Below are 17,715 nucleotides of genomic sequence, written 5' to 3'. Positions count from 1 at the left end.
GTCTCTGATGCGCAATCGCCCGCATGCGCGTATGATTCTCGACCCTTCGGCGATCCCTTCGCCAAAGTACCCAGATTTCAGACCACACCGGGAGGTGCCCAGATGAGTATCAAAGACCAGCAAGACGACCAGCCAATCGGCCCAGCAGGCGAAAAACTGCAGAAAGTCCTCGCCCGTATCGGCGTCGGCTCGCGCCGTGACGTGGAAGCCTGGATCAGCCACGGCCGCATCAAGGTCAACGGCAAAGACGCCACCCTTGGCCAGCGCGTCGACATGCACGACGCCATCACCATCGATGGCAAGGTGATCAAGCGCGAAGAGGCCGCCGAATCGGTGCGCCGCGTGATCATGTACAACAAACCCGACGGCGAAATCTGCACCCGTGTCGATCCGGAAGGCCGTCCGACCGTGTTCGACAAGATGCCGCGCCCTAAAGAGGGACGCTGGATCAACATCGGTCGCCTGGACATCAACACCACCGGTCTGCTGATGTTCACCACCGACGGTGAGCTGGCCAACCGCCTGATGCACCCTTCCTACGAAATGGACCGTGAATACGCGGTACGTGTGCGTGGCGAAGTCGATGACGAGATGATCGAGCGTCTGAAGGCTGGCGTTGTCCTTGAAGATGGCCCGGCCAAGTTCACCGACATCAAGCAGGCGCCAGGTGGTGAAGGTTTCAACCACTGGTACCACTGCGTGGTGATGGAAGGTCGTAACCGCGAAGTTCGTCGCCTGTGGGAATCTCAGGGCCTGGTGGTCAGCCGTCTGAAGCGCGTACGTTTCGGTCCGGTGTTCCTCAACTCCGACCTGCCGATGGGCCGCTGGCGCGAAATGAGCCAATACGAAGTCGACATTCTGAGTGCCGAGGTCGGCCTGACGCCGGTCGCCATGCCGCAGATGAACGCCAAGAGCAAAGACAAGCTTGACCGTATGCAGCGCAAGTCGTCGCGTCCGATGGCCAAGACCGAGCGTGTGCGTACCCTGCGTCCAGCCGCTGGGGCTCCTGCCGCTCCTGTCGCTCCACGTGCCAGCCGCGAGCCGCAGATCGAAGGCGAGCGTCCAGGGCGCAAGCCTGCTGCGCGCCCGGACGGCGAACGCGGTCCACGCACGCCACGTCCGGCCAATGGCCGTGCCGAGCGTGGCGAAGGTCGTGGTACGCCGGTAGCCGATCGCCCGGCCGACACCAAGCGCCCGGCCAAGCCGGCGCCGAAGCGTCCGGGGATCAAGCTGGTCGACGGTGACACGCCATCGGGCAAGCGCCGTGGCGCGCCGGCCGGATCCGGCCAGCGTCCGGGCTTTGGTCGTCGCAAGCCGGAATAATCGGCTGAGCGCTTCATAAAAAACGCCAACCTTCGGGTTGGCGTTTTTTTTGCCTGGCTTTAAGTCTGTGTCGTTTTTGAGGGCCTCTTCGCGGGCAAGCCCGCTCCCACAGGAGACCGGGTTGTTCTGGAGAAATGCGATCCACTGTGGGGGCGGGCTTGCCCGCGAAGGCGTCAGCGGCAACACCACACTCTCCCGAATGGAAACCCGATGTTACGGTCTGTAAAGAAAACCTGACGAAATTCACCGATTAGCCCCGTGGATTCGCCATTCCCAGAATGCCGTAAGAAAACGCTTACGCTTCAATGCCTTCCTTCCTTCTTCCAGCTCTCTGGCCCGCTTGTTTCACCGCTCCATGCAGGGTGTTATGCGCGCCATGCCTGTCGTGCAGGTGCATAACAAAAAGGAGGCGCAATGAACGCCGTATTCCATCTCCATCTCTCCGCGAGAGGCGGTTTTCCTGCCTTTCCCGTCGATGATCCGCAAGGATCTGACCCATTTTTTGCAGCCGCCCGGGCCTTCCGGGGCGGACACAGGCAATCCCGGCCATAGACACGCTTGTCCAGCGGGTCTGGCAGCAGGGGGTTACAGGTGTACAATGCGCCGCGTTTTACCTGTGACCTCCTGCGCATCTGCGCAACCCTCAAGGCTATCCGCCTTGTTCACTCCGCCGCGTCACGAGCGTGTCGGGTTCGATTTCGTCACAGATAAAAACAAACAGGTGACGCATGACCGTTGTAAATACGCTGAACTCCTGGTGCCTGCGCTGGGGTTTGATCGGTGCCGCTTAACGCCTTTCTTGAGCAGCAACGTCGACTGAACATCATCAAACCTTGCGTGAGACCCTTTTCATGAGTGGACAAAACCCGCAATCAGGCGAGCTGAAACGCGGCCTGAAAAATCGCCACATTCAATTGATTGCCTTAGGTGGCGCGATCGGTACCGGTCTGTTCCTCGGCTCGGCCGGGGTACTCAAGTCCGCCGGCCCGTCGATGATCCTCGGCTACGCCATCTGCGGCTTCATTGCTTTCATGATCATGCGCCAACTGGGCGAAATGATCGTCGAAGATCCGGTTGCCGGCTCCTTCAGCCACTTCGCCCACAAGTACTGGGGCGGCTTTGCCGGTTTCCTGTCGGGCTGGAACTGCTGGATTCTGTACATCCTGGTGGGCATGTCGGAGCTGACCGCGGTCGGCAAGTACATCCACTACTGGGCGCCGGACATCCCGACCTGGGTCTCCGCAGCGGGCTTCTTCGTGCTGATCAACGCCATCAACCTGGCGAACGTCAAAGTGTTTGGCGAGGCCGAGTTCTGGTTCGCGATCATCAAGGTCGTGGCGATCGTCGGCATGATTGCCCTGGGCAGCTACCTGCTGGTCAGCGGCAATGGCGGCCCGCAAGCGGCGGTGAGCAACCTGTGGTCCCACGGTGGTTTCTTCCCGAACGGTGTCAGCGGTCTGGTGATGGCCATGGCTTTCATCATGTTTTCCTTCGGCGGCCTGGAAATGCTCGGCTTCACTGCTGCCGAAGCCGACAAGCCGAAAACCGTGATCCCGAAAGCGATCAACCAGGTGATCTACCGGATCCTGATTTTCTACATCGGTGCCCTGGTGATCCTGCTGTCGTTGACACCATGGGACAGCTTGCTGACCACCCTGAACGCCTCCGGTGACTCCTACAGCGGCAGCCCGTTCGTGCAAGTGTTCTCGATGCTGGGCAGCAACACCGCGGCGCACATCCTCAACTTCGTGGTCCTGACCGCGGCGTTGTCGGTGTACAACAGCGGCACCTACTGCAACAGCCGCATGCTGCTGGGCATGGCCGAGCAGGGCGATGCGCCGAAAGGCCTGGCAAAGATCGACAAGCGCGGCGTGCCAGTGCGTTCGATCCTGGCCTCGGCCGCCGTGACCCTGATCGCGGTGCTGCTGAACTACCTGATCCCGCAAAACGCGCTGGAATTGCTGATGTCGCTGGTGGTTGCCACCCTGGTGATCAACTGGGCGATGATCAGCTATTCGCACTTCAAGTTCCGCCAGCACATGAACAAGACCAAGCAGACGCCGCTGTTCAAGGCCCTGTGGTACCCGTACGGCAACTACATCTGCCTGGCGTTCGTGTTGTTCATTCTCGGTGTGATGCTGTTGATTCCGGGGATCCAGACATCGGTGTACGCGATTCCTGTATGGCTCGTGTTCATGTGGGTCTGCTACGGCATCAAGAACAAGCGCAGTGCACAACCTGCGTTGCAGGCGGCAGTGAAGTAACTCCCCGCAGAAACGACAAACCCGGCCATGCGCCGGGTTTGTTGTTTTCAGGCTCATACAAATCCCCGGTGGGAGCGGGCTTGCTCGCGAATGCGGTGTGTCAGCTAAGTAAATGGTGACTGACACTCCCTCTTCGCGAGCAAGCCCGCTCCCACAAGGACCGCGTCTGCCCAGTCTATTCAAGGTATCCTGCACGCTCTGAATACGGACGCTTTTCCATGCTGGTGATTTCCAACAACGTGCATCTGCCGGATGCCGAGATCGAGTTGACGGCCATTCGCGCCCAGGGCGCGGGCGGGCAGAACGTCAACAAGGTGTCGAGCGCGGTGCACCTGCGCTTCGACATTCCGGCGTCGTCCTTGCCCGAGTTCTACAAGGAGCGGCTGCTGGCGCTGCGCGACAGCCGCATCACCAGCGACGGTGTGTTGATCATCAAGGCTCAGCAGTACCGGACGCAGGAGCAGAACCGCGCCGATGCGCTGTTGCGCCTGACCGAGTTGATCCAGAGTGCCGCCAAGGTCGAGAAAAAGCGCCGTCCGACCAAGCCGACCCTCGGCTCGAAAACCCGTCGCCTCGAATCCAAGAGCAAGCGCGGCAACATCAAGGCCGGGCGCGGCAAGGTCGACTTCTAGCGGGCGTCCCGCGCTTCGCGTTGCTTCGGTGCCTGCCGGTACAGGTAAAGGCTGAGTATCAATCCGCTCAACGCGGCGAGGGCCGCAAACAGGAAGATCGAAGCAAAACCAAAGCCCGCCGCAATGGCCCCGGCCAGCGGCCCGGTGATCCCCAGCGACAAATCGATGAACAGCGAATAGGCGCCGACGGCTGCGCCACGGCTGGAGGCGGGCACCAGGTTGACCGCTTCCACGCCGAGCGCCGGAAACACCAGCGAAAAGCCGAAGCCGCTCAGCGCCGCACCCGCCAGCGCCCAATGTGCATCCGGTGCCAGCCACAGCAACAGCAAGCCCAGGGTTTCCACCGACAGGCAGGCAATGGCGACCCGAAAGCCGCCGAGACGGTTGATCAGGTTGCCGAACAGCAGGCGCGCGCCGATGAAGCTGGCGCCGAACAGGCTCAGGCACAGCACCGCGTTGTCCCAGTGTTGCGTGGCGTAATACAGGGTGATGAAGGTGGCGATGGTGCCAAAGCCGATGGAGCCCAGAGCCAGGCCGCAGCCGTGTGGGAAGACGCGCCCGAGCACATGCATGAACGGCAGGCGCTCACCGGCAACGATCGGCGCGGCGGTTTTCGGCCAGGCCAGCAGCAGGCCGAGCACGGCCAGCAGCACAATGCTCACGCCCATGCTCCACAAACCCAGTTGATGGACGATCAAAACGCCCAAGGGCGCGCCGACGGCCAGTGCGCCGTAGCTGGCGATTCCGTTCCAGGAGATGACCTTGGCCGTGTTCGCCGCGCCGACCCGGCCGATGCCCCAGCCAATCGAGCCCGAGCCCACCAGGCTTTCCGCGCTGCCGAGAACCAGACGGCCGATCAACAGGCTGATCAGGCTCAAGGTCGGCAGGCTCTGGGTCCAGGCCGAGATCAACATGAACACGCCGCTCAGGCCGCAACCGGCCAGGCCATACATCACCGCCAGTTTGCTGCCCTTGTTGTCGATGATCTTCCCGGCATAGGGGCGGCTGAGCAGGGTGGCCAGGTATTGCACGCTGATCACCAGGCCCGCGACCACCGCGCCGAAGCCCAGGTCGCTGTGGACGTAACCGGGCAATACGGCCAGGGGGATGCCGATGTTCAGGTAGCCGATGAAGGTGAAAAGGACGATGGAAACGACTTGCAGCGTGACCGCCAGGGGGCGCTGGTTTTCAGGCATGGGTAAAGGGTCCACGGTAAAGCAGGATAGATAGGCTGCTTATGATAGCGGTGCGGACGGTCGTTGGTTGTGAAAAAGTAAAACTATTTGCCGGGCGGCGTCATTCAGCTTTGACGGGCGCAACCAGTTGCGTAGTGACCAGGGCGGCCAGCGCATTTTCCTGGGTGCCGAAGCGGGCGAGCAGGGCGGCTTGTTTCTCGGGGGTGAGGCGATTCCAGATCTCGATCATTTTCTCGGCGGTGCCGATCAGGACGCTTGCCTGCTTTTCATCAAAGGTTTCGCTGAGTTCATCGGTCATGGTGCGGGCTCGCGTTTCAGGCAGTGTGGAAAGCGCATGGTAGCGCTTTCCACACGGTCTGTACGGCGGGTGTTTCAGTCTTCGCTGTCAGCCTGGCGGCGGTCAGTGGCTTCTTTCGGCTCGGGCTGTTGGGCTCCGGCTTGTTGCGTGGTCGTCTGCTCAGGTACGTGCAGGCTTGGGAAGGGGAGATTAGGAATCTCGTGCATGGTTGCGCTCCTCGCTAAGTCTGTTGATAGATCTGGTAGATCCGCGCTTTAAAAAAGCCTGGGCAGGATACAGCACTGAAAATGACAAACGGACTTTTATATCCATTTGTTTCGACGGATGGGATTGTAAAGACAGGTCTAGAGGGGGCAACACACAGCAAATGTGGGAGCGGGCTTGCTCGCGAAGAGGTCTGATCAGCCGACATTTGCATCGCCTGACACACCGCATTCGCGAGCAAGCCCGCTCCCACAGGGGGGTTACTTGCAGACCTTGGCAATCGCTTCGGCCAGCAGATCCAGGCGCGTGGCATCAATCCCCGCCACGTTGGCCCGGCCCGAGCTGACCATGTACACGCTGTGATGATCCCGCAGGTTCTTCACTTGCTCAGGTGAAAGGCCGGTGTAGGAGAACATCCCGCGTTGCACGCCAATGTGCGCAAAGCGCTCGCGCAAACCGTGAGGCTCCAGTGCTTCCACCAGACCGCTGCGCAGTTGGGCGATACGCAGGCGCATGCCTTCCACTTCGTCAGCCCAGAGGTTTTTCAACTCCGGGTCGCCGAGGATGGTCGCGACCACGGCGGCACCATGATCCGGCGGCGTCGACCATAGGTTGCGGGCGATGTTGGCCAGCTGGCTGCGGATATCGGTGAGCTTGTCGGCGCTTTTCGCGCAGACAATCAGCGCGCCGGTGCGATCGCGGTACAGGCCGAAATTCTTCGAGCAAGAGCTGGTGATCAGCAGTTCCGGCAACTCGGCGGCGAACAGCCGGGTCGACCAGGCATCCTGCTCCAGGCCATCGCCGAATCCTTGATACGCGAAGTCGATCAGTGGCAGCAATTCGCGCTTGCGTACTACCTCCAGCACCCTCTGCCAGTCGTCGTGGGACAGATCGAACCCGGTCGGGTTGTGGCAGCAGGCGTGCAGCAACACCACGTCACCCTTGGGCGCTTCGTTGAGCACTGCCAGCATGCCGTCGACATCCAGGCGGTTGTCGCTGCCGACGTAGGGGTAATGGCTGACCTTGACCTTGGCGGCCGCGAAAATGCTTTCGTGGATCGGCCAGGTCGGGTTGCTCAACCAGACGCCGCGCCCCGGCAGGCACTGGGCGATGAAGTCCGCGCTCAGGCGCAAGGCCCCGGTACCGCCCGGAGTCTGGGTGGCGCCGGCGCGTTGTGCGCTGATCAGCTTCGAATCGGCGCCCAGCACCAGCTCATTGATTGCCTTGCCGAACGCCGGTTCGCCATGACCACCGATGTAGGTCTTGGTGGACTGGCCGTCCACCAGGCGCTGCTCGGCAAGTTTCACCGACTCGAGAATTGGCGTCAGGCCCTGGGCGTCTTTGTAGACTCCCACGCCCAGATCGAACTTGCGCGGGTTCGGGTCCTGCGCGTAGGCCTCCATCAGGCCCAGAATCGGGTCGCCGGGCACTCGGCCGATGGCGTCGAAGTGCATTACTTGCGCCCCTCAGCGTCCTTGGCCACTTCGTCGGTGCGCGCGGCCATGATGAAGTCGTTGCGGTGCAGGCCCTTGATCGAGTGGCTCCACCAGGTCACGGTCACTTTGCCCCACTCGGTCAGCAGGCCCGGGTGATGGCCTTCAGCCTCGGAGATCTCACCGACGGCGTTGGTGAAGGCCAGTGCATGTTTGAAGTTCTTGAACAGGAAGACCTTTTCCAGCTGCATGATGCTGTCGCGTACTTCGATGTTCCAGTCCGGGATCTGCTTGATCAGGATCGGCAGTTCTTCGTCGCTGACTTGTGGGGCGTCGGCGCGGCAGGCTTCGCAATGGGCTTGGTTCAAAGTGGACATGGTGTGTTTCCTGTAATCGAGTGTTTTTATATCGGTCGACAGTACCGTCACGCTAAACCAAAGCGACGGTGACTGACAGACTCACTTGTCAGCAAAAGTCGCGGTTCACGCAGCTTTTGGTTTTGGCGGAAATTTCGGCGTGTGCAGACCCATCTGCATCGCTTGCTTGACCATGCCCATGATGTCTTCGTGGGCCAGGTCGAACAGGCGCTTGAGGTTCGGCAGAGCGAAATACAGGGGTTGCAGGATGTCGATGCGGTACGGTGTGCGCATGCATTCCAGCGGGTCGAAGGCTTGATGTTCAGGCTCGTTCGACAGACAGTAAACGGTTTCCTTCGGTGAAGACAGAATGCCGCCGCCGTAGATGCGCTGGCCTTGCGGGGTATCGACCAGGCCGAACTCGATGGTCATCCAGTACAGGCGCGCCAGGTACACGCGTTCTTCCTTGGAAGCCTTCAGGCCGAGCTTGCCGTAGGTGTGGGTGAATTCGGCGAACCACGGATTGGTCAGCAGCGGGCAGTGACCGAAGATCTCGTGGAAAATGTCCGGCTCTTGCAGGTAGTCCAGTTCTTCGCGGGTACGAATAAAGGTCGCCACCGGAAACTGCTTGCTGGCCAGCAATTCGAAAAAGGTCTGGAAGGGAATCAGTGCGGGAACCCGGGCAACCTGCCAGCCGGTGGTTTCACCGAGGACCTTGTTGATTTCGCCGAGTTGAGGAATGCGGTCGTGGGGCAGACCGAGTTTTTCGATACCGTCCAGGTATTCCTGGCACGCACGCCCTTCGATCACTTTCAGTTGGCGAGTGATCAGCGTGTTCCACACCGCGTGTTCTTCGGCGGGGTAGTCGATAAAACCTTGCGCATCGGGCTCGCGAGCCACGTATTGCGTCTGCTTCATACTGCTCTCCTGCTAGGGGATGTCGTTCTTGTTATGTACTGCTATTGACCTAGAAATACCCCAAGGATTGCACTGTTGCAGCAGGTGTTCGGCGTCAAACGTAGGAAAATCCCCCGATAATCGTAAAGTTTTCGTTACGAAGTGACCGTGACCGCGCAGGTATTGAGATTTCTCGGTTTGAAAAACCCTTTGACTGTCACATAATCTTGACGACTATCTGAGCGCGTCGAAAGAAAAATGCGATCGAGCGCGCACCGCAAAACCCCCTGTGGGAGCGGCGGTGCGACGATTCGACTTGCTCGCGAAAGCGGTCTGTCTGATACGTCAATGTTGGCTGTGCGGACGCTTTCGCGAGCAAGCCCGCTCCCACAGGTTGCGCGCCAGGCGTCACAACCTCAATCACTGCTTTTTCAGGCCTTTTATATGCGTATCAAAGTCCACTGCCAGAACCGCATCGGCATACTGCGCGACATTCTCAACCTGCTGGTGGAGTACGGGATCAACGTGGCCCGCGGTGAAGTGGGGGGGGAGCATGGCAATGCCATCTACCTGCATTGCCCGAACCTGATCAACATTCAGTTCCAGGCCTTGCGTCCGAAATTCGAAGCGATTGCCGGGGTCTTCGGCGTCAAGCGTGTAGGGCTGATGCCCAGCGAGCGTCGGCACATGGAACTCAATGCCCTGCTCGGTGCGCTGGAGTTTCCGGTGCTGTCGATCGACATGGGCGGTTCCATCGTCGCGGCCAACCGGGCAGCGGCGCAGTTGCTGGGGGTGCGGGTCGACGAGGTGCCGGGTATTCCCCTGTCGCGCTACGCCGAAGATTTCGATTTGCCGGAGCTGGTGCGCGCCAACAAATCGCGAATCAACGGGCTGCGGGTCAAGGTCAAGGGTGACGTGTTCCTGGCCGACATCGCGCCCTTGCAGTCGGAGCACGACGACAGCGAGGCCATGGCCGGTGCTGTGCTGACGCTGCATCGCGCCGACCGGGTGGGTGAACGCATCTACAACGTGCGCAAGCAGGAATTGCGTGGCTTCGACAGCATCTTCCAGAGCTCGAGGGTGATGGCCGCAGTGGTGCGCGAAGCGCGGCGCATGGCGCCGCTGGATGCGCCGCTATTGATAGAAGGCGAAACCGGCACCGGCAAGGAATTGCTGGCGCGGGCCTGCCACTTGGCCAGTCCGCGAGGGCAGTCGCCGTTGATGGCGCTCAATTGCGCGGGGCTGCCGGAGTCCATGGCCGAGACTGAATTGTTCGGTTATGGCCCCGGTGCCTTTGAAGGGGCACGGGCCGAAGGCAAGCTCGGGCTGCTGGAGCTGACGGCGGGCGGTACGCTGTTTCTCGATGGCGTCGGGGAAATGAGCCCGCGCTTGCAGGTGAAACTGCTGCGCTTTTTGCAGGATGGCTGCTTCCGTCGTGTCGGCAGTGACGAGGAGGTCTACCTCGATGTGCGAGTGATCTGCGCGACCCAGGTCGACCTGTCCGAATTGTGCGCGCGCGGCGAGTTCCGCCAGGACCTCTATCACCGCTTGAATGTGTTGTCGCTGCACATCCCGCCGCTGCGCGAATGCCTCGACGGTTTGACGCCGCTGGTGGAGCACTTCCTCGATCAGGCCAGCCGGCAGATTGGATGCCCATTGCCCAAACTCGCCCCGGCGGCCATGGAGCGGCTCAGCCACTATCACTGGCCGGGCAACGTGCGGCAACTGGAGAACGTGCTGTTCCAGGCGGTTTCCCTGTGCGATGGCGGCACGGTCAAGGCCGAGCATATTCGCCTGCCGGATTATGGCGTGCGTCAGCCCCTTGGCGATTTTTCGCTGGAGGGTGGGTTGGACGAGATTGTCGGGCGTTTCGAAAAAGCTGTGCTGGAACGGCTGTATTCCGAGCATCCAAGCAGTCGGCAACTGGGCAAACGGTTGGGGGTTTCGCATACGACCATTGCCAACAAGTTGCGCGATTATGAGGTGGGCAAGACCGAGACCTGACTTAAGCTCGCTGTGTTTGTGCCGGCCTCTTCGCGGGCAAGCCCGCTCCCACAGGTTTTGTGAACGCCACAGATCACTGTGGGAGCGGGCTTGCCCGCGAAGGCGACAGATCAGTCACTCAAGAGGCCGGCACTTGCCACCCACCGGCATGACACCGCCGGTTTTTCGTCTTTGACACAAATCACCAATCCCCTCTGATCTCCTCAAGTCCCCTGTTTGCCGGGCCTCGCGCCGCCAAAAACAAGTTGGTCTGCAAATTGCTTATGGCTCAGCAACACAGCAGTGGGCGGCAAACGTCCGGCAGGCAGAGGAAAGAGTGTGGACAAGTACCTTTATGTGGCAATGACCGGCGCCAGCCAGAATGCACTGGCGCAAAAGGCGCATGCCAACAACCTCGCGAACATCTCCACCAATGGCTTCCAGAAAGACTTGGAGCAGGCCCGTTCGATGCCGGTGTTCGGTGACAGCTTTCCGGCGCGTGCGTTTGCCATGTCCGAACGCCCGGCCACGGATTTCTCCCCGGGCTCACTGGTGGAAACCGGGCGCGACCTCGACGTTGCCGTGCAAGGCGGCGGCTGGATTGCCGTACAGAATCCCGATGGCGGTGAAAGCTACGTGCGCACCGGCAGCCTGAACGTTGACGCCCTGGGCGTGCTGCGTGCCGGCAACGGCATGCCGGTCATGGGCAATGGCGGGCCGATTGCCGTGCCGCCAGAGCAGCAAATCGAAGTCGGCGAGGACGGCACCATCAGCATCCGCGCGATGGGCGAAGGTCCGCGGGTGATGGCTGAAGTGGACCGCATCAAGCTGGTCAATCCGGACCTGAAGAACATGACCAAGGGCCTGGATGGTTCGATCCACACCAAGGACGGCACGCCGGCGCAGGCCGATGCCAACGTCAAGCTGGTGTCCGGGTTCCTCGAGTCGAGCAACGTCAATGCCGTGGAAGAGATGACCTCGGTACTGGCCCTGTCCAAGCAGTTCGAGCTGCACATCAAGATGATGAACACCGCCAAAGACGATGACCAGGCCATGGCTCGGGTCTTGCAGATCAGCTAATTACCAGAACGTCGCGCCGTAAAACAGGCGCACGAGGAGAATCGAATGCTTCCGGCTCTATGGGTTGCCAAAACAGGTCTGTCCGCCCAGGACACCAACCTGACCACCATTTCCAACAACCTGGCGAACGTGTCGACCACGGGTTTCAAGCGTGATCGCGCCGAGTTCCAGGACCTGCTCTACCAGATCAAGCGTCAGCCAGGCGCCCAGTCGACCCAGGACAGCGAACTGCCGTCGGGTCTGCAACTGGGTACCGGTGTGCGCATCGTCGGCACCCAGAAGAACTTCACCGCCGGCAGCCTGCAAACCACCGAGCAGCCACTGGACATGGCCATCGACGGTCGCGGTTTCTTCCAGATCCTGCAACCGGACGGCACCACGTCCTACACCCGTGACGGTACCTTCCACCTGGACTCCAACGGCCAGATCGTCAACGCCAGCGGCTTTGCCCTGGAGCCGGCGATTGTCATTCCGAACGACGCGCAGACCTTCACCGTCGGCCGCGACGGCACCGTGTCCATCACCGTTGCCGGCAACCCGGCTGCCCAGGTGATCGGCAACCTGCAGACCGCCGACTTCATCAACCCGGCCGGCCTGCAGGCAGTGGGCAACAACCTGTTCCTGGAAACCGCCGCCAGTGGCGCGCCGCAAGTCGGCACACCGGGCCTGAACGGTTTCGGCACCACGCTGCAGAACACCCTGGAAACGTCCAACGTCAGCACCGTTGAGGAAATGGTCAACATGATCACCACCCAGCGCGCCTACGAGATGAACTCCAAGGTGATCTCCACCGCCGACCAGATGCTCTCGTTCGTAACGCAGAATCTGTAATCAAGTCTATGGGGCGGCCATGAGGCTGCCTGCAACACCGTGAGGTAGGGTCATGAATCGCTATGTATCTGTTCTGGCACTGAGTGGGATCACCGCGCTCGCAGGCTGCGTCCCTTCGACGCCCAAGCCTAATGACCCTTACTACGCTCCGGTGTTGCCGCGCACGCCGTTGCCGGCGGCCGCGAACAACGGCTCGATCTATCAGGCCGGTTTCGAACAGAACCTCTACAGCGACCGCAAGGCGTTCCGGGTCGGTGACATCATCACCATCACCCTGAACGAAAGGACCCAGGCCAGCAAAAACGCCAACTCGCAAATCGGCAAGAACAGCAAGGCCAACATCGGCCTGAGTTCGCTGTTCGGCAGCAGCGCCACCACCAACAACCCGTTCGGCGATGGCGACCTGAGCCTGAGTGCCAGCTACGAAGGTGACCGCGCGACCAAGGGTGACAGCAAGGCGGCGCAGGGCAACACCCTGACCGGTTCGATCACCGTGACCGTTGCCGATGTGTTGCCCAACGGCATCATCGCGGTGCGCGGCGAGAAGTGGATGACGCTCAATACCGGCGATGAACTGGTGCGGATCGCCGGCCTGGTTCGCGCCGATGACATCTCGACCGACAACACCGTGTCGTCGACCCGTGTCGCCGATGCGCGCATCACCTACTCGGGTACCGGCTCGTTTGCCGATGCGAGTCAGCCAGGCTGGTTCGACCGTTTCTTCCTCAGCCCGCTGTTCCCTTTCTAGGTGGCTTTCCAGTTGAGCATGTTGAATTTCAGAAGTCTCATGATGGCTGCGTTCATGATGTCCGCAGCGTTCAACGTTCAAGCAGAGCGCCTGAAGGACATCGCCAGCATTTCCGGCGTGCGTTCCAACCAGTTGATCGGCTACGGCCTGGTGGTCGGGCTTAACGGCACCGGCGACCAGACGACGCAGACCCCCTTCACCCTGCAGACCTTCAACAACATGCTCTCGCAGTTTGGCATCAAGGTGCCGCCGGGTTCGGGCAACGTGCAGTTGAAGAACGTGGCGGCCGTGTCGATCAGCGCCGATCTGCCGGCGTTTGCCAAGCCGGGTCAGCAGGTCGACATTACTGTTTCCTCCATCGGCAACTCCAAGAGCTTGCGCGGAGGCACCTTGCTGCTGACGCCACTCAAGGGGATCGACGGCAACGTTTATGCGGTGGCCCAGGGCAACCTGGTGGTCGGCGGTTTCGATGCGGAAGGGCGCGACGGCTCGAAGATCACCGTCAACGTTCCGTCAGCCGGCCGCATCCCCGGTGGTGCATCGGTGGAGCGCGCGGTGCCGAGCGGTTTCAACCAGGGCAACAGCCTGACGCTGAACCTCAACCGTTCCGACTTCACCACGGCCAAGCGCATCGTCGACAAGATCAACAACATGCTCGGCCCTGGCGTGGCCCAGGCCATCGACGGCGGATCGGTTCGCGTCACCGCGCCGCTCGATCCAAGCCAGCGGGTCGACTACCTGTCGATCCTGGAAAACCTCGAGATCGATCCGGGACAGGCGGTGGCGAAAGTCATCATCAACTCCCGTACCGGCACTATCGTGATCGGCCAGAACGTCAAGGTTTCTCCGGCCGCGGTGACCCACGGCAGCCTGACCGTGACCATCACCGAAGACCCGATCGTCAGCCAGCCCGGCCCTCTGTCCAATGGCACGACGGCGGTGGTGCCGCGTTCGAAGGTCAATGCCCAGCAGGAAGCCAAGCCGATGTTCAAGTTCGGCCCTGGCACCACCCTCGACGAGATCGTGCGGGCGGTGAACCAGGTCGGCGCGGCACCGGGTGACCTGATGGCTATCCTCGAAGCGCTGAAGCAGGCCGGCGCCCTGCAAGCCGACCTGATCGTGATCTGAGGACGGCCATCGTGGATATGCGCAAGAGCGGTCTGGTCAGCAGCAGCGATTCGGGTTCCTACTCGGACCTCAATCGTCTGAATCAGCTCAAGGTCGGCGACAAGAACAGCGACGGCAACCTGCGCAAGGTGGCGCAGGAGTTTGAATCACTGTTCCTCGGGGAAATGCTCAAGTCCATGCGTTCGGCCACTGAAGCGCTGGGCCAGGACAATCCGATGAACACCCCGGCAGCCAAGCAATATCAGGAAATGTACGACCAGCAACTGGCCGTTTCCATGTCCCGCGAGGGCGGTGGTATCGGCCTGGCTGACGTGCTGATGCGCCAGATGTCGAAGAACAAACCGCTGGCGCCGGGTGAAGCCGCCGCAGCGTCGCTGGCGAAGCAAGAGGCCGCGAAGGCAGCCGTGCAAACGCCGGTGGCGGCTGGCACGGTGGCAATCAACGGACCGCTGTCGCGGGTCAATGGGCAGCGTCCGTTGTGGGCTTCGCGCTCCGTCCATGCGCCGCAAGAGGCGGCTGAGGGTGGTCATCGCAATGACATGGCGCTGATCAATCAGCGACGCCTGGCATTGCCGCCGAAGCTGGCTGATCGTCTGTTGGCCGGGCTGGTACCTTCGGCGACGCCCGCTGCCACGACGATCAACAAGACACCGTTGCCTGAGCGCGCGACAAGCACCGGCACGGGACCGCTGTACAACGGCGACTGGCTGGCGACTGCGCAGCAATCCTCCTCGGGCGGCATGCAGATCTACGGTCGCGCCATGGCGCAGATTCCACTGGCGCCCCCGAAGAAAGCCTTCAGTTCCGCCGACCAGTTCGTCAACACCATGTTGCCGATGGCCAAGGAGGCAGCGGCGCGGATTGGTATCGATCCGCGTTACCTGGTGGCCCAGGCGGCCCTGGAAACCGGTTGGGGCAAATCGGTCATGCGCCAGCAGGACGGCAGCAGCAGCCACAACCTGTTCGGCATCAAGGCCGGCAACAGTTGGCAGGGAAATTCGGCGCGGGCGATCACCAGCGAATTCCGGAACGGGCAGATGGTCAAGGAGACGGCCGAGTTCCGTTCCTACGACTCCTACAAGGACAGTTTCCATGACCTTGTAACTTTGCTGCAGACCAATAATCGCTATCAAGATGTCGTGAAGTCGGCCGATAACCCGGAACAGTTTGTACGCGAGTTGCAGAAGGCCGGTTACGCAACCGACCCGGACTACGCGAGCAAGATTTCGCAGATAGCCAAGCAGATGACGAGTTACCAGAACTACGCTGCGGCGGGCGTTTCCACTACGCCTTTATAGGCACAAGGAATAAGGTCTGAACCATGAGTTTGCTCAATATCGGGATGTCGGGGCTCTCTGCTAGCCACGCTTCGTTGGTGACTACCGGTAACAACATTTCCAACGTCGATACCGTCGGGTACTCGCGCCAACAAACTGTACAGGGCACCAAAGGCTCTATTCAGTACGGCAATGTGTTCATCGGCACCGGCACGACGCTGGCCGATGTGCGTCGGGTGTACAACAGCTACCTCGATGCGCAGTTGCAGACCACTACCTCGCTCAACGGTGATGCGCAGGCTTATCTGGGGCAGGCCACTCAGGTGGACAAACTGCTGTCCGACAGTGGTACCGGCATCACCAAAACACTGCAGTCCTTCTTCTCGTCGTTGCAGACGCTGTCCGCGAACTCCAACGACAACGCTGCACGCCAGGCGCTGTTGACCAATGCCCAGGGTTTGAGCAGCCGCTTCAATGCCATGTCCCAGCAGTTGACGCAGCAGAACACCTACATCAACGATCAGTTGGGCTCGATGGCCGAACAGGTCAACAAGCTGGCGTCGACTGTCGCGGCGTACAACAAGAGAATCAGTGAAGTCAGCAGTTCGAGTGGCACGCCCAACGAACTGCTGGACCAGCGCAACGAAACCATTCGCCAGCTCAACGAGCTGGTCGGCACTCAGGTCACCGAAACCGAAGGCCGACTGGATATCTACCTGGGTAGCGGCCAGCCGTTGGTTGTCGGAGACACGGTCAATAAATTGCGCATGGCGGCAGACCCGACCGACCCGACCCGTTCCTCGATCATCATGGATCGTGGCAGTTCGTCGATCGACATCACAGGTGTGATGAGCGGCGGCCAGATGGGTGGACTGTTGCGCTATCGCTCTGAAGTGCTGACGCCGGCGGTCAATAGCCTGGGTCGCATCGCCATGGTTGTGGCGGATCAGGTCAACAAGCAGTTGGGGCAGGGCCTGGACCAGAACGGCAACTTCGGCGCCGCACTGTTCAACAACATCAACAGCGCGGCGGCCATCAGTCAGCGCAGCATCGCCAATGCGAACAACAACCCGGCCTCCGGCAACCTGAACGTCACCATCAAGGACACCAGCAAGCTGCAGGCCAGTGACTATCAGGTGACCGTCACGGCCACGGGCTACAACGTGCGTCGCTTGTCGGATAACACCGACATGGGCAACTTCGCGTTCGCTACACCTCCTGCTGCCGAACCGGTCATCGATGGCTTCAGCCTGAGCTTGAACGCAGGTTCGGTCACCGCTGGCGACAGCTTCAAGATTACCCCGACGCGCAGCTCCGCCGCGGATATGAGCACGGTCATGACCGACGCCAAAACCCTGGCCACGGCCGCTCCGCTAACCTCTTCCAAGGCCTCGGGCAATGACGGCACCGGTGCTGTCAGTCAGCCGACACTGAACACGGCCCTGGATATCTACGATCCGGTCCAGCGTCTGGAAGTGCAGACGGCGGTCAAGGCATCGATGCCGGTTCGCATGCTCATGACCAGCGCCACGGCCTATGAAGTGTTCGACGCCAAGGGCAACAGCATCGGTACCGGCAACATCGTGCCAGGCCAGAACAACGACCTGAACATTGCCGTGCCTTACACCGATGCCGGTGGCAATGCCAAAACCTTCAGCGTAGGGATGACCGTCAGCGGCAGCCCGGCTTCGGGTGACAGTTTCAACATTTCCATGACCGCGGCCGGCAGCACCGACAACCGCAATGCTTCGGCCTTGCTCGGTCTGCAAACCAAGGCAACGGTGGGGGCCACTGCCACGAGCCCGGGTGTGAGTTTTACCGAGGCTTATGGTGGCCTGGTGTCGAGCGTCGGCTCTCAGGCCAAGCAGGCTCAACTGGACGGCACAGCCACTGACACCATCCTGACCGGGGCGCGAAACGCCCGTGACTCGCTGTCGGGGGTCGATCTCGATGAAGAGGCCGGTAACCTGACCAAGTATCAGCAGTACTACACGGCGTCTTCGCAGATCATCAAGACTGCGCAGGAAATTTTCAGCACTCTGATCAATGCCCTCTAAGGAGCCGT

Annotated in this window: 16 protein-coding genes; 10 read left to right on the top strand and 6 right to left on the bottom strand. The window is 60.9% G+C overall.

The window, feature by feature from the left end; translation table 11 throughout:
- Positions 1-102: 102 nt before the first annotated feature.
- The 3 genes from rluB (at position 103) to arfB (ending at position 4,219) form a co-directional block, all read left to right on the top strand.
- The gene (rluB, locus tag AB7M25_RS22490; protein ID WP_454238009.1) at positions 103-1,323 is read left to right on the top strand and encodes a 23S rRNA pseudouridine(2605) synthase RluB; all 1,221 of its coding nucleotides are present in this window, start codon (positions 103-105) and stop codon (positions 1,321-1,323) included.
- A gap of 851 nt (positions 1,324-2,174) precedes the next feature.
- Positions 2,175-3,587: an amino acid permease gene (locus AB7M25_RS22485; RefSeq protein WP_429385766.1), complete on the top strand. Its 1,413-nt coding sequence runs from the start codon at positions 2,175-2,177 to the stop codon at positions 3,585-3,587.
- Positions 3,588-3,805: 218 nt separating this feature from the next.
- The gene (arfB, locus tag AB7M25_RS22480; protein ID WP_429385767.1) at positions 3,806-4,219 is read left to right on the top strand and encodes an alternative ribosome rescue aminoacyl-tRNA hydrolase ArfB; all 414 of its coding nucleotides are present in this window, start codon (positions 3,806-3,808) and stop codon (positions 4,217-4,219) included.
- On the opposite strand, the gene AB7M25_RS22475 is transcribed toward arfB, so the two are convergent.
- The 6 genes from AB7M25_RS22475 to phhA form a co-directional block, all read right to left on the bottom strand.
- Positions 4,216-5,415, bottom strand: coding sequence for an MFS transporter (locus AB7M25_RS22475; protein WP_007975306.1), 1,200 nt, complete (start codon positions 5,413-5,415; stop codon positions 4,216-4,218). The genes arfB and AB7M25_RS22475 overlap by 4 nt on opposite strands.
- A gap of 100 nt (positions 5,416-5,515) precedes the next feature.
- Positions 5,516-5,713 carry a hypothetical protein gene (locus AB7M25_RS22470; RefSeq protein WP_007975307.1) on the bottom strand — a complete coding sequence of 66 codons (198 nt, stop codon included), beginning with the start codon at positions 5,711-5,713 and terminating at the stop codon, positions 5,516-5,518.
- A gap of 74 nt (positions 5,714-5,787) precedes the next feature.
- Positions 5,788-5,919: a hypothetical protein gene (locus AB7M25_RS22465; protein ID WP_015096286.1), complete on the bottom strand. Its 132-nt coding sequence runs from the start codon at positions 5,917-5,919 to the stop codon at positions 5,788-5,790.
- A 258-nt stretch (positions 5,920-6,177) separates the two neighbouring features.
- A complete protein-coding gene (locus tag AB7M25_RS22460) occupies positions 6,178-7,371 on the bottom strand; it encodes an amino acid aminotransferase (RefSeq protein ID WP_429385768.1) in 1,194 nt (397 codons plus the stop codon).
- Positions 7,371-7,727, bottom strand: coding sequence for a 4a-hydroxytetrahydrobiopterin dehydratase (locus tag AB7M25_RS22455; protein ID WP_007975310.1), 357 nt, complete (start codon positions 7,725-7,727; stop codon positions 7,371-7,373). Before AB7M25_RS22455 ends, AB7M25_RS22460 begins: the two co-directional genes overlap by 1 nt.
- Before the next feature lie 105 nt (positions 7,728-7,832).
- On the bottom strand, positions 7,833-8,624 hold the full coding sequence (phhA, locus tag AB7M25_RS22450; RefSeq protein WP_007975312.1) for a phenylalanine 4-monooxygenase: 792 nt from the start codon (positions 8,622-8,624) through the stop codon (positions 7,833-7,835).
- A gap of 423 nt (positions 8,625-9,047) precedes the next feature.
- Between phhA and AB7M25_RS22445 the strand changes: the two genes are divergently transcribed.
- The 7 genes from AB7M25_RS22445 (at position 9,048) to flgK (ending at position 17,707) form a co-directional block, all read left to right on the top strand.
- Positions 9,048-10,607 carry a sigma-54-dependent transcriptional regulator gene (locus tag AB7M25_RS22445; protein ID WP_454238008.1) on the top strand — a complete coding sequence of 520 codons (1,560 nt, stop codon included), beginning with the start codon at positions 9,048-9,050 and terminating at the stop codon, positions 10,605-10,607.
- Positions 10,608-10,925: 318 nt separating this feature from the next.
- Entirely contained in the window at positions 10,926-11,666 is a 741-nt protein-coding gene (locus AB7M25_RS22440; RefSeq protein WP_429385771.1) for a flagellar basal body rod protein FlgF, read from the top strand.
- A 45-nt stretch (positions 11,667-11,711) separates the two neighbouring features.
- Positions 11,712-12,497, top strand: a complete 786-nt coding sequence (gene flgG, locus AB7M25_RS22435; RefSeq protein WP_007975316.1) for a flagellar basal-body rod protein FlgG — start codon at positions 11,712-11,714, stop codon at positions 12,495-12,497.
- 52 nt (positions 12,498-12,549) lie between these two features.
- Positions 12,550-13,245: a flagellar basal body L-ring protein FlgH gene (gene flgH, locus AB7M25_RS22430; RefSeq protein WP_007975317.1), complete on the top strand. Its 696-nt coding sequence runs from the start codon at positions 12,550-12,552 to the stop codon at positions 13,243-13,245.
- A gap of 18 nt (positions 13,246-13,263) precedes the next feature.
- On the top strand, positions 13,264-14,373 hold the full coding sequence (locus AB7M25_RS22425; protein ID WP_429516903.1) for a flagellar basal body P-ring protein FlgI: 1,110 nt from the start codon (positions 13,264-13,266) through the stop codon (positions 14,371-14,373).
- 11 nt (positions 14,374-14,384) lie between these two features.
- The gene (gene flgJ / locus AB7M25_RS22420; protein WP_429516863.1) at positions 14,385-15,671 is read left to right on the top strand and encodes a flagellar assembly peptidoglycan hydrolase FlgJ; all 1,287 of its coding nucleotides are present in this window, start codon (positions 14,385-14,387) and stop codon (positions 15,669-15,671) included.
- A 23-nt stretch (positions 15,672-15,694) separates the two neighbouring features.
- Positions 15,695-17,707, top strand: a complete 2,013-nt coding sequence (flgK, locus tag AB7M25_RS22415; protein WP_454238007.1) for a flagellar hook-associated protein FlgK — start codon at positions 15,695-15,697, stop codon at positions 17,705-17,707.
- Positions 17,708-17,715: the final 8 nt, after the last annotated feature.

Source organism: Pseudomonas sp. AP3_22 TE3818 (genome assembly GCF_053628995.1).
The sequence above is the reverse complement of the archived record's forward strand: the minus strand, read 5'-3'. Positions and strand labels throughout refer to the sequence as shown.